Annotated in this window: 8 protein-coding genes and 1 pseudogene; 4 read left to right on the top strand and 5 right to left on the bottom strand. The window is 34.5% G+C overall.

What is annotated here, in order from left to right; genetic code table 11:
- Positions 1-64: 64 nt before the first annotated feature.
- Positions 65-985, bottom strand: coding sequence for a bifunctional riboflavin kinase/FAD synthetase (locus J3D55_RS13910; protein ID WP_259131999.1), 921 nt, complete (start codon positions 983-985; stop codon positions 65-67).
- A gap of 205 nt (positions 986-1,190) precedes the next feature.
- Here J3D55_RS13910 and atpD point away from each other — a divergent pair, with 205 nt between their 5' ends.
- The 3 genes from atpD (at position 1,191) to J3D55_RS13895 (ending at position 3,971) form a co-directional block, all read left to right on the top strand.
- Complete coding sequence (atpD, locus tag J3D55_RS13905) at positions 1,191-2,699, top strand: F0F1 ATP synthase subunit beta (RefSeq protein WP_259131998.1); 1,509 nt, start codon at positions 1,191-1,193, stop codon at positions 2,697-2,699.
- A gap of 89 nt (positions 2,700-2,788) precedes the next feature.
- A complete protein-coding gene (locus J3D55_RS13900; protein WP_259131997.1) occupies positions 2,789-3,070 on the top strand; it encodes a FoF1 ATP synthase subunit delta/epsilon in 282 nt (93 codons plus the stop codon).
- Between the two features lie 79 nt (positions 3,071-3,149).
- Positions 3,150-3,971, top strand: coding sequence for a hypothetical protein (locus tag J3D55_RS13895; protein ID WP_259131995.1), 822 nt, complete (start codon positions 3,150-3,152; stop codon positions 3,969-3,971).
- A gap of 56 nt (positions 3,972-4,027) precedes the next feature.
- On the opposite strand, the gene J3D55_RS13890 is transcribed toward J3D55_RS13895, so the two are convergent.
- The 4 genes and pseudogenes from J3D55_RS13890 to J3D55_RS13875 form a co-directional block, all read right to left on the bottom strand.
- A complete protein-coding gene (locus tag J3D55_RS13890) occupies positions 4,028-4,522 on the bottom strand; it encodes a hypothetical protein (protein ID WP_259131993.1) in 495 nt (164 codons plus the stop codon).
- A gap of 26 nt (positions 4,523-4,548) precedes the next feature.
- A pseudogene (locus J3D55_RS13885) lies at positions 4,549-6,739 on the bottom strand (B12-binding domain-containing radical SAM protein).
- A 327-nt stretch (positions 6,740-7,066) separates the two neighbouring features.
- Positions 7,067-8,329 (bottom strand): aminotransferase class I/II-fold pyridoxal phosphate-dependent enzyme, encoded by a 1,263-nt coding sequence (locus J3D55_RS13880; protein WP_259131992.1) that lies wholly within the window; start codon positions 8,327-8,329, stop codon positions 7,067-7,069.
- Between the two features lie 66 nt (positions 8,330-8,395).
- Entirely contained in the window at positions 8,396-9,433 is a 1,038-nt protein-coding gene (locus tag J3D55_RS13875) for a PLP-dependent cysteine synthase family protein (protein ID WP_259131990.1), read from the bottom strand.
- Between the two features lie 222 nt (positions 9,434-9,655).
- On the opposite strand from J3D55_RS13875, the gene J3D55_RS13870 reads away from it, so the two are divergent.
- Positions 9,656-13,141 carry a glycosyltransferase family 117 protein gene (locus tag J3D55_RS13870; RefSeq protein ID WP_259131988.1) on the top strand — a complete coding sequence of 1,162 codons (3,486 nt, stop codon included), beginning with the start codon at positions 9,656-9,658 and terminating at the stop codon, positions 13,139-13,141.
- The last annotated feature ends 42 nt before the right edge of the window (positions 13,142-13,183 follow it).

Genomic DNA, 13,183 nt, shown 5'->3' with positions numbered 1-13,183 from the left:
AACAAAAAGAAATTCAATTTTTCTTTAAAAATTAACCGCATAGTTTCTTGCGGTTTTTTATTTTTTAAAAATGAAACTCTTCCGTCAATCTCTTATCCTCATCCAATCTTTCAATTAGTTTCTCCAGTCCTTCAAACTTAATCTCATCATGAAGAAAATCTCTGAATTTTACAGTGATTTTTTCGTCGTAGATATCTCCTTCAAAATCAAGAATATAAACTTCTACGGTTAATTTTTCTCCGTTTACAGTAGGGTTTGTACCGACGCTCAACATTCCTTTATATTGTTTTCCATGGATTAGAACTTCAACAATATAGGCGCCTTTTTTGGGAAGCAACTTAATAGATTCGGTATCGATATTGGCTGTAGGATAACCGATTGTTCTTCCTATTTTCTTCCCATGAACCACCGTACCGGAAACAGAGTAGGAGTAACCCAACATTTCATTGGCTTCCTTAATATTTCCTGCTAAAAGAGCGTTGCGGACTTTGGTAGAGCTGATATTATTTTCGTGAATGTTGATGGCTTCCATTTGTTCGACCTCAAAATCAAGTTCTTTTGATAATTTTTGAAGTAATTCGAAGTTTCCGCTTTTATTTTTTCCGAATGAATGGTCGTAACCTATGATTAAATATTTTACATTAAGCTTATCAATCAAAATCTGACGAACAAATTCTTCTCCCGTTAAATTTCTAAACTCTTCATCGAATTCTTTAAGGAATAAATTTTCGATGCTGTATTTTTCCATCAAAAATTTCTTCTCATCGAGGGTATTCAAGAGTTTTAAATTTTCATTTGGATTAAAAACAAACCTTGGATGCGGCCAAAAAGTAAGCACAGCAGTTTCTAAATTGCTTTCTGAACCAATTTTATTTAATTCATTAATAATACTTTTATGACCAAGATGTACCCCGTCAAACATTCCTAAAGACAATGCTAAAGGCTTTTGAGAGGTATAATCTTTAAAATTCTTGAAAACTTTCAAAACGGAAAAAAATTTGACTGCAAATATAGACATAATGTAGCAATGTATCAATATAACAGTTTACCAATATTGTAAGCAATAATTATTGGTACATTCCGAAATTGATACATTCTGGCATGAGTAAAAAAGCATGATAAAAATCTGTTTTTTAACAATTGCAGGTTTATCAAGAATCATTATATTTGCACCAAGAAAAAATTTAGCAATGGCAAACCAAATTAAAGGAAAAATTTCTCAAATTATTGGTCCTGTAATCGACGTAGTCTTCTCAAATGTGGAAGCAATTCCAAGTATTTATGATGCGTTGGAAATTACAAAAGGAAACGGTGAAAAAGTAGTCTTAGAAGTAGAACAACATATTGGTGAAGATACAGTAAGATGTATCGCAATGGATGCTACAGATGGTCTTCAAAGAGGGCAGGAAGTAATCGGATACGGAAATCCTATTATGATGCCAATCGGTGAAGCTGTAAACGGAAGACTTTTCAACGTTGTTGGGGATGCTATCGACGGACTTCAAAATATTTCTAAGGAAGGTGGTCTTCCTATTCACAGACCAGCTCCGAAATTTGATCAACTTTCAACTTCTGCAGAAGTTTTATTCACAGGTATTAAAGTAATCGACCTAGTTGAGCCTTACGCAAAAGGGGGTAAAATTGGTTTGTTCGGTGGTGCAGGTGTAGGTAAAACTGTATTGATCCAGGAGTTGATTAACAATATTGCAAAAGGACACGGTGGTCTTTCTGTTTTTGCCGGAGTAGGTGAAAGAACGAGAGAAGGAAATGACCTTTTGAGAGAGATGCTAGAATCTGGAATCATCAAGTATGGTGACGAATTCATGGAGTCTATGGAACACGGTGGTTGGGATCTTTCTAAAGTTGACCTTGAGGTTATGAAAGAATCTAAAGCGGCATTCGTTTTCGGACAAATGAACGAGCCACCAGGAGCAAGAGCTAGAGTAGCACTTTCTGGTCTTACATTAGCTGAGTACTACAGAGACGGTGGTGAAAGCGGACAAGGTAGAGACGTACTTTTCTTCGTAGACAACATCTTCCGTTTTACACAGGCTGGTTCTGAGGTATCTGCACTTCTTGGTCGTATGCCTTCTGCGGTAGGTTACCAACCAACTTTGGCATCTGAAATGGGTGCGATGCAGGAAAGAATTACTTCTACTAAAAATGGTTCAATTACTTCAGTACAGGCGGTTTACGTACCTGCGGATGACTTAACTGACCCGGCTCCTGCAACAACATTTGCTCACTTGGATGCAACTACGGTACTAGATAGAAAAATCGCTTCATTGGGTATTTATCCAGCGGTAGATCCATTGGCTTCTACGTCAAGAATCTTGGCTCCGGAAATTATCGGTGAAGAGCATTATAACTGTGCTCAGAGAGTAAAAGAAATTCTTCAGAGATACAAAGCATTGCAAGATATTATCGCAATCTTAGGTATGGAAGAACTTTCTGAAGAAGATAAATCTGTTGTTTACAGAGCTAGAAAAGTTCAGAGATTCCTTTCTCAGCCTTTCCACGTTGCTGAACAGTTTACAGGTCTTAAAGGTTCATTGGTAGATATCAAAGATACGATCAAAGGATTTACTATGATTATGGACGGTGAATTAGATCACTTACCAGAAGCTGCTTTCAACTTGAAAGGAACAATCGAGGAAGCTATCGCGGCTGGACAAAAAATGTTAGCTGATAACGCTTAATAAATTAATTAGACACAAGATGTCAGATTCTAGACATGAGACTTTTATGTCTGAAATCTGAATTCTGAAATCTTTAAATCTAAATTAAAATGAATATAAAAATTTTAACACCAGAATACGTAGTTTTTGAAGGTGAAGTAGACTCAGTATTGTTGCCTGGAAAAAATGGTGAATTTCACATCATGACAAACCACGCAGGAATCGTTTCTTCTTTGATCGGTGGTAAAGTGAAGCTTTTTGCTAAATCTATTGATGAAGCTTATGCTAAAAACTTAACTCAGGAAAATGAGAAAGACGCTGTTTTTTCTTATCCTATCAAAAGCGGTGTTGTAGAATTTAATCATAATAAAGGAATTATCCTTTGTGAATAATTAAATGAAAAGCTAAATATATTTTCAAGAAAGTGTAACTTTGGTTACACTTTTTTATTTTATGTAAGAATCTGATTTCATGAACAGAAGTTTAATCATTTTATTTACTATTTTAGGAGTTCTATTCAATGCTCAGGATATCAAAACCAAAAGAGGTATTGTAAGTCTTGACGGAATTCATGTGGCAAAAATTTCGGATAAGTCGAATATTTACACTTTTATGGATCTAAAAGAGACTCCAATTTATACCATCGAATTTGTTGACAAAAGCGTAGTCGATTCTGTAAGAGATAGTTATATCAAGTTAAAAAGAATTTATAATCAGGAAAAAGTTCTTGATCTTGATTATATTTCTCCGTCTGCATTCTCCGGTGAAGAGAAATCTGCGGTCTATACTTGTATAAAAGGCTTTAAAATCATTGATGAAAGAGGTATTAATATTAAGAATCTGGATGAACTTTTTAAGAATAATCCTAAAAGAAAATTAGATACCAAAACTAAGGAAGCTTATACCATAAGAACTAAAATTGATAAATTAAATATCACCGTAAATAACGTTGGAGAAATCCTTAGTAACGGAAAACCTGTAGGATATTTCACCAATTTACCCGTAAGTTTTGGCTCGGAAGATACGATTACCGATAAAACATTCGTTGATATCGAAATTTATGATGCCAACAGCAAATTTATAGGAAAATACATCACGACAACCAAGCAATTGAAATCTGCAGGCGGAAAAAGCTTTACTATTTATAGGGAAATGTCGGGTCGTGCATCGATTTTAAAATTCCCAACCTATAAAGCTATTGCCGAAAGAATGGCGATTATGGATCCTAATTTTATTAAAATTCAGGAAAAAGTAATTGTTGGTCAGGTTACGAAAGACGGAGTTGAGAAGTAAAAAAATAATAAAAATCCCGAAAAATTAGTTTTGGGATTTTATTATTATTGATTTTTTTAACTATCATCACCAAACCATAAAACTCCAATCTTTTCTGTTGTAACAATAATGAAACCGTAATCGTACCAATAATTATGGCTTATTCCGGACCATGCATTAAGTTCAAATTCCTTTTTGTCTATATTATTAAATACAGATTTTTCCCAATATGAATTTGTATATATTTCTTTGGATCCGGGAAGCTCTTTAAAAAAAAGATCAAGGTATTCTTTTCCTTTTTCCCAAGACATAAAATGTTCATTATATTTTACTTCTTTAATTATAGCAGAAATTATTATATTTTCGGCATCAGATATTGATAATGATGTAAAAATATCTTTTTGTAGCTTTTCTGATTTAAAAAAATAACTATAATCTCTGGCAGAAAAAATAAAATCCTGAAGAGGATCACCTTTTAAGTTTCGTTCAAAAATATAGCAAATGACTTCACTTATTTCTGCTCCGTAAGATGTAATATAATGAGATTCAATACTTTTCTTGAGTTGTAACATTGATATAAAATTAAAATATATGAAAATTACAGACTCAAAATCACCCCGTTTTCTTTCAATTGCTGTATGGATTTTGAGAACCAAAACAACTCAAAATCTTCAAAATTTTCTTCGAAATTTATTTTTAGCTGTTGAAGCGTAATCTTTTTCGATTGATCTGTAGAATTTTCTTCAAACATTTTCATCAGCCATTCTGCCTGTTCCTGCTCCAAATCTATGTTTATAACGTTCGTTTTTAGGTGAATCGTAATTTTTGTATACGGATAATTATGTTTCTTTTTTGTTTTTATACGATTCTCAGCGATTACGTTTTTAGTTAAAAAAATCACTTTTGAATTTCCTTTAAACTTAAAATCTTCTTCTTCGAGCAAACAGTCATGAATGTAATCCGGATCAATTGTAGTTCGTGGAATTTTAAAATCAAACCATTCCTGAAGCGAAAGTTCAAAATTAATTCCGTGCATATAATTGAAAAGAGATTTCTTCAATCCTACACTAAATTTACCATGATCGATTCCTGTTTTGTCGGTAAAATCAATATCATTATTAGCAAACAGAATTTCCTGTTTTATTGGAGTGACTCCAAATTCTTCAGGATTCAAACCGACAGGTGAATGAGCGGTCATCGCAAACTGATGCCAAAATCCGCTCTGTAGAATTCCCATTTCAAACAACTGACGAACCATTTCCAAAGAATCAATCGTTTCCTGAATCGTCTGAGTAGGATAACCGTACATTAAATACGCATGGATCATGATTCCGGCTTCTGTGAAATTGCGTGTAACTTTTGCAACCTGTTCTACAGAGATTCCTTTGTCTATTAATTTCAATAATCGGTCACTCGCTACTTCCAATCCTCCGGAAACGGCAACGCAACCGGAAAGCTTTAGTAAGAAACATAAATCTCTGGTAAAACTTTTTTCAAATCTAATGTTTGTCCACCAAGTTACGACAAGATTTCTTCGTAAAATCTCCAGCGCAACTTCACGCATCAAAGCGGGTGGAGCAGCTTCATCCACAAAATGAAATCCTGTTTCTCCGGTTGTTTGAATCAATTCTTCCATTCTGTCGACCAGAATTTTAGCAGAAATGGGTTCGTAAATTTTAATGTAATCTAAAGAAATATCGCAAAAAGTACATTTTCCCCAATAGCAACCGTGTGCCATTGTTAATTTATTCCATCTTCCGTCGCTCCATAAACTGTGCATCGGATTGGCAATTTCAATGACAGAAATATATTTATCTAATTGTAAATCAAGATAATCGGGAGTTCCGATGTCAACTTGTTTATAATCGTGTCGTTTAGAATTATTTTTATAAACAACTTTCTGATTTTCAAGTAAAAAGGTTCTTTTAAACTCAGAGTCTTCTTGATTTTTATTTAAATTTTCGCAAAGTAATTCAATCGGGAGTTTCGCCATCATCTAAAGTAATGAAATCGAAAAATTCAAAAACCCGCTGATCTTTTATTTCCCTTAATTCTGTATTAGGAAAACCGCCACCCATTGCAATTTTGATGTGAGGATAATTTTCTTTAATAAACTTTGCACATCGAAAAGCCGAATATAAATTTCCGGGAAAAGGAATAGAAAAACAGACCAATTTTGGCTGTACAATATCTAATTTTTCCTGAATAAGCTTCAAGGTAAAATGATCGATAAATGTTTGATCTCCTGATAGTTTTAAATATAATTCATCAAAAGAATTGGCACTTTTTCCTAATCTTTCGGCATATCTGCTGAAACCGAAATCGGCATCAACATTTTCTACAATATAATCGGATAAATCTTCTAAATATAAGGTAGCCAAATGTTTAGCCTTATCCTGCAGACCCATATTTCCGAAAGCAAATTCCATATCATCCAATTGGTTGAATCGGGAAGCTTCCGGAAGAAAATTCATGGAGCAGATTTGTCTTGCCAACGTGGGAGTTTTACCTTGCAGAAAGCAAATAACCTGATCGATGGTCTTTATATATTCGTCTCTCAAGGTAAAAATTCTTTGAGAGTTTTCTGAAATATTGTGAAGATCAATTTCTGTGCTGAAAATCTTCTGAATTCCGTCTTTGGAAAATAACGCCAAAATAACTTCAATACCCAAATCCATCTGATAGCTTGAAATATTTTTGGTATTCAAAAAACCTTTAATATAGGCAGTTGCAGGATAAGGAGTATTAAGTTGGGTAAAAGGCGGAGTGATAAGAAGCAGATCTTTCAACAGTAAATTTTTTGCAAAGTTATTTTAAATCTTTTAGAACCTGTTTAAATTTTACACTCTAATTTTCTTAATCTTAAATAAACAAAGTTTATTCTTTATTTGAACATTAAGAATTTAAGAAATCTGATTCTTACTAAGAATTGAGAAATCAATACATTGATTTTTGTTAAGTTTTTTAAGTATTAAACCCTTAAAATCTTAACTTCTTAATGTTAAAATTGTTTGGAAGAAAATTTAAACAGGCTCTTAGATTTCTCTAATGATTTGTTTTTAAAAAAACCGTTAGAAGAATCTAACGGTTTTCATTTATTTTAAATTGAAAATCAATTACATTTGTTTGTACTCGATATTCATTTGTTTTTCCATTTCAGCATATGCACCTGAAACTAATTTTTCTTTGATGCCTTCAAAAGCAGCCAAAGTTTCATTAATTTCAGAATCTGTATGTGAAGCTGTAGGGATTAATCTTAACAAGATCATTCCTTTTGGAATTACGGGATATACCACAACTGATGTGAAAACTCCATAGTTTTCTCTTAAATCTTTAGCCAAAAGAGTAGCTTCAATCGTAGTTCCTTCAATGAAAACAGGAGTTACACAAGTGTTTGTGTTTCCAAGGTTGAAACCTCTTTCCTTTAATCCGTTTTGAAGTTTATTTACGTTTTCCCACAATTTATCTTTAATTTCCGGGCGCGTTCTTAGAAGTTCTAATCTTTTCAACCCTCCGATTACCATTGGCATTGTTAAAGATTTAGCAAAAATCTGAGAACGAAGATTGTATTTTAAAAATCTGATGATCGTTTCATCTCCCGAAAGAAATGCTCCGAAACCTGCCATAGATTTAGCAAAAGTAGAGAAATAAACATCAATCTGATCTTGGCAACCTTGCTCTTCACCCGCTCCAGCTCCGGTTTTACCCAAAGTTCCGAAACCATGCGCATCATCTACCAACAATCTGAAATTAAATTTTGATTTTAAATCACAAATCTCTTTCAATTTCCCTTGCATTCCTCTCATTCCGAAAACTCCTTCAGTAATCACCAAAATTCCGCCTCCGTTTTCTTCTGCTACTTTAGTTGCTCTAGCTAAGTTTTTTTCTAAACTTGCAATATCGTTATGTTTGAACGTAAAACTTTTCCCCATATGAAGACGAACTCCGTCTACGATACAAGCGTGAGAATCTGCATCATAAACGATTACATCGTGTCTTGTAACCAATGCATCAATAGCCGAAACCATTCCCTGATAACCGAAATTTAAAAGATAAGCAGACTCTTTTTGAGTAAATTCTGCCAATTCTTTTTCCAATTGTTGGTGTTGTTGGGTTTCACCCGACATTGCTCTTGCGCCCATCGGATAAAACATTCCGAATTCTGCAGCAGCTTTTGCATCAGCTTCCAACACTTCCGGGTGGTTGCAAAGACCTAAATAGTCATTGGCACTCCAGAAAATTACATCCTTACCCTGAAATTTCATTCTTGGACCAATCGGACCTTCCAGTTTTGGGAAAACAAAATATCCTTCGGCATAATCTGCAAATTGTCCTAATGGACCAGGATTTTGTTTAATACGATCAAAAATATCTAACATTTTATTAATATTTGAGTAAACAGCCTTTTGTGATCTAGCAAAGGCTTGATTTGTATAAATTTATTTTTATTTGATGAATTCTGTTTTGAAAACTTCATCATAGTTGTGTACACAGTTATTAACGAAACCTTGTTCAGCCATCCATTTGTCACTGTATACTTTTGTGATGTATCTAGATCCATGATCCGGATAAATTAAAACAATCAGATCATTTTCAGACAATTCGTGAGATTGTGCGTACTGAATTAAAGCCTGTGTAACAGCTCCAGTTGTGTAACCTCCCATAATAGCTTCTTTTAAAGCGATTTCGCGGGTTCTGTAAGCCGACATTTCATCATTTACCCTTATAAATTCGTCTACTTTGTCGAAAAGAAGGGCAGAAGGGATTAAATTTTTCCCCATTCCTTCAATTTGATAAGGATGAACATCTTCTTTGTGAATTTCTCCTGTCTCGTGGTAACTTTTTAAAATAGAACCATCTGCATCAACACCGATAATCTTGATGTCAGGATTTTTTTCTTTTAAGAACTTTGCTGAACCGGATAAAGTTCCCCCTGTTCCTGTACATGCAAAAAGGTGTGTGATTTTACCTTGTGTCTGTTCCCAAATTTCAGGACCTGTAGTTTGATAATGCGCATCAATATTCAATTCGTTGAAATACTGATTGATATAAACTGAATTTGGGGTTTCTGCAGCAATTCTCTTAGCCACCTCATAATAAGATCTTGGATCATCGGCAGGTACATTTGCAGGACAAATATAAACGATAGCTCCAAGTGCTTTAAGATAGGCAATTTTCTCAGGTTTGGTTTTATCACTTACCGCAAGGATACATTTGTATCCTTTAATGATGCAAACCATTGCAATTGAAAATCCTGTGTTTCCTGATGTAGTTTCTACAACTACGGAATCCTCTTTTAATAAACCTTTTTTCTCAGCGTTGTCTATAATATGAAGTGCGATTCTGTCTTTAGTGGAATGTCCAGGATTATATGATTCTAACTTGGCATACACGGTTGCAGGAATATCTTTCGTCACAGTGTTAAGCTTCACCATAGGAGTATTTCCTATAAGGCCAAGTATATTATCGTAAACATTACTCATTATTTGTTATTTTTCAATAAAAATCTGTCGGCAAAAATACAAAAAAATAAATTTATTTCTAAACTTTTGTTTGATTTCTAACCTCTAAAATAGATAAAATTTTATTTTCTATTACTATGTCAACCCGAAAGTTTTCAAAAAGCGAGCCAAAATCTTTAAATTTTGTTAAAAACCGCCTAAAATCATATAAAAGCGTTATTTTCGCATAATTGATTTATTACTATGAAAAATTGGGCTTTTAGGCAATGGAACACCGTCCTCGGATGGGCTGTTTTCGTCATTGCATTTTTCACGTACTTGTCCACCATAGAACCGAATTTCAGTTTTTGGGATTGTGGCGAGTACATTTCCTCGGCTGTAAAGCTTGAAGTAACGCACGCTCCTGGAGCTGCATTATTCCAGATTGTGGGTGCTGTGGCAGCCATTTTTGCTTTAGGGAACGGCGAAAATTATTCTATCGTGATCAACGCGATGTCTGCATTGTTTAGTGCATTTACGATTTTGTTTTTGTTCTGGACAATTACACATTTCGTGAGAAGACTTCTCAACAAAGACTTTGAAGAGATCACCAAACATCAGGAGATTTCTATTCTTTTTGCAGGTATGGTGGGAGCTTTGTGCTTCACCTTTTCAGATACGTTCTGGTTTTCTGCGGTAGAAGGGGAAGTGTATTCGATGGCGTCTATGTTCATCGCACTTTTAGTCTGGTTGATTACAAAATGGGAAAACGAATATCTGTCTTCAGACAATGAACGATGGATTATTCTTATTTTCTTCATTTTAGGACTTTCTGTAGGGGTTCACATGATGTGTATGTTGGCGATTCCTGCGGTTTGTTTTGTGTATTATGCCAGAAAATACAAATTCACCTGGAAAAATTTCATCTGGGCGAATCTTATTACATTGCTTATTTTAGCGATTGTATTTAAAGGAATTTTCCCTTTGATTATGACCTTGTTCGGGAAACTTGAAATTTTCTTTGTCAACGGATTAGGATTACCTTTCCATTCAGGAACGATTGTAGCGTTTATTTTAATGATTGCGATCTGTTATTTCCTGATTACATATTCAAAAAAGATGAAGAAAAATCTTTATCAGACGATTGCTTTATCCGTAGTTTTTATGATGATTGGTTTCTCTTGCTGGATGGTAATTCCCATCAGAGCCAATGCAAATCCTCCGATGAACCTTAATGATCCGGATAACGCGATCGGTATGTTGGATTATTATAACAGAGAGCAATACGGTGACTGGCCTACAATTTACGGTCAAAATTACACCGCTTTCCTTGATGCAAACGGAATTGATAAAAATGAAGACGGAAGTTTCAAAACTCAGAAAACGGGAGAAATCTACGAAAAAGATGAGAAATCAGGAACTTATAGAAAAACAGGAGACAGATTTAATTATGTTTTCAATAAAGCTCATGTAGGCTTCATGCCGAGAATGTTTAATGAAGATAAAGATGTAATGGCAAATTACATTTCTATGTACGGAGCGCCGGATTTTACATTTAATTATTCAAATGAAGATGTTGCCGACAGTCCTGAAGCTAAACAGATCTTTGAGGAACTAAGACAAAAATATGAAGATAAGTCGATTACGGCTGCTGATTATTTAAAGGTAAAGCAATATAACTTAATTAATGTTCAAAAGCCTTCTCTGGCTCAGAATTTAGATTATTTCATTACATTCCAAAACGGATATTATTTTGTGAGATATCTCATGTGGAACTTCGTAGGACGCCAGAATGACCTTGAAGGAAACATGGAAAGCACAAGAGGAAACTGGGTTTCAGGGATTTCTTTTATTGATGATGCTTTGTGGGGAAATCAGGAGAAAATGCCTGCGAAATTTAAAAATGAAAGTACAGTAAAATTCTTCTTTTTACCTTTATTATTAGGATTAATTGGATTCTTCTTCCAATTAAATAAAGACTTTGGCAGATTCTACGCTATCTTATCATTATTTGTGATAACGAGTGTCGGAATTGTTTTCTATACAGGGGTAAAACCTTTTGAGCCGAGAGAGAGAGATTACGCAATGGTGGGTTCGTTCTACGCCTTTTCCATCTGGATCGGACTTGGAGCGGGAGGACTTCTCTGGTTACTTCAATCAAAAGTAAAATCTAATGTAGCAAACGTCGCTGCAGGGGTAATTTTATTAGGAGTTCCTTTTATGATGGGCTTCCAGAATTATAATGTACACAACAGACACAACAGATATACTTCTTACGACTACGGATATTCTGTATTAAAATCTTTACCGAAAAACGATATTATGTTTGTTTACGGTGATAATGATACGTATCCGGTTTGGGCAATTCAGGAAACTCAACAATTGAGAGACGATGTAAAAGTGGTGAACTTCACATTAGCTTCAACGCCTTGGAATATCGATCAGATCAAAAGAAGAACGTATAATGCAGCTGCAGTTCCAGGCGTATTGACTCATGATGACTACAGAGATGGTGTTAACGACCAGATCTACATGATGAAAAAAGACGACTGGCAAGGAGTTTTCTCTATGTTGAAACAACAGGGAGCTCCGGAAACAGAATTTGCAGAATTCAAAAAATATCTTACTCAGGATTCTATGACCATGAAGGAAGCGATTAATTTCCTTAAACATTCGTCTCCTGCGAAAAATGAATTGCTAAAAATGTATTTCGGAGAAGAAAAGTATGAGAAATACAATATTTTACCCGTAAATAAATTCATTTTACCAGTAAATAAAGTAAATGCTCTACAGGCAGGAATCATCAATCAGGCAGATCTTCCAAATACAGTGAATCAAATCATGATTACGTATAAAGGAAATACGCTTTACAAGAATAACCTGATCTTGCTTGATGTATTGGCAAATTTCGACTGGAAAAGACCAATCAACTTCTCTTCAGGAGGTATCTACGACAGCGAAAATATTTTCTATCTAGACGAATATCTTCAGTTTGACGGATTCAGTTACAGATTGATCCCGATTCATACACCGCAAACTCCGGATGGTGAAATGGGAAGAGTAGACGCTAATTCTTTATATAATATTGTTAAAAATTACAGATGGGGTAATTTCAAAGATCTGAATGCTCACTTCGATGAAACTGCAACATCAAACATTATGAGCTACAGAGCATCTGCAAGCAGAGCAGCAGCAGCTTTAGCAACAATGGGACAAAAAGGAAAGGCACTGGAATTATTGGATCTAGCTTCCAAAGAAATTCCTGCACAGAAATACAACGATCCACGTTCTTTAAGCTCAATGGTTTACGGATATATCGTTTCAGGACAGGAGAAAAAAGGATTGCAATTGGCAGAAGTTCTTAAGAAAGGAATCTTTGAAGAATATGATTATTACATGAGTTTAAGCAAGTCTGATCAAAGTTATCTGAGAAAACAGATCAGAACAAAACCAATGGAATATTCATTAGTAATCTCTGCTGTTACCGACGGATACACAAGAATCGGACAGAAAGATAAAGCGTACGATTACCTTGTAAAATCAATAGAACCGATCGATAAGAAATTCAATACATTCATTGAAAATCTTAAAGAAATGGGCAAGGAAAAAGCAATGACCGAGTCTGAACAGGTGCAAAAGATAACGCCATTCTACCAATATTTATTTGATATAATGGAACCTTTTGATTCTACTTATTCGAAAGAAAAGGAAAATCAAATCACCAATTCGATTATTAAAGCAACGCAATAATAACAAAATTTAAAACGGGACTTCGGTTCCGTTTTTTTTTAT

The sequence above is a fragment of the Chryseobacterium ginsenosidimutans genome, assembly GCF_024807225.1.
Lineage (GTDB): Bacteria > Bacteroidota > Bacteroidia > Flavobacteriales > Weeksellaceae > Chryseobacterium > Chryseobacterium ginsenosidimutans.
The sequence above is the reverse complement of the archived record's forward strand: the minus strand, read 5'-3'. Positions and strand labels throughout refer to the sequence as shown.

Bases quoted from the DNA above. Each gene is read 5' to 3' on its own strand.
- J3D55_RS13900 (WP_259131997.1), top strand. From the start codon at position 2,789: ATGAATATAAAAATTTTAACACCAGAATACGTAGTTTTTGAAGGTGAA.
- J3D55_RS13870 (WP_259131988.1), top strand. From the start codon at position 9,656: ATGAAAAATTGGGCTTTTAGGCAATGGAACACCGTCCTCGGATGGGCT.
- J3D55_RS13890 (WP_259131993.1), bottom strand. From the start codon at position 4,522: ATGTTACAACTCAAGAAAAGTATTGAATCTCATTATATTACATCTTAC.
- atpD (WP_259131998.1), top strand. From the start codon at position 1,191: ATGGCAAACCAAATTAAAGGAAAAATTTCTCAAATTATTGGTCCTGTA.
- J3D55_RS13880 (WP_259131992.1), bottom strand. From the start codon at position 8,329: ATGTTAGATATTTTTGATCGTATTAAACAAAATCCTGGTCCATTAGGA.
- J3D55_RS13895 (WP_259131995.1), top strand. From the start codon at position 3,150: ATGAACAGAAGTTTAATCATTTTATTTACTATTTTAGGAGTTCTATTC.
- J3D55_RS13875 (WP_259131990.1), bottom strand. From the start codon at position 9,433: ATGAGTAATGTTTACGATAATATACTTGGCCTTATAGGAAATACTCCT.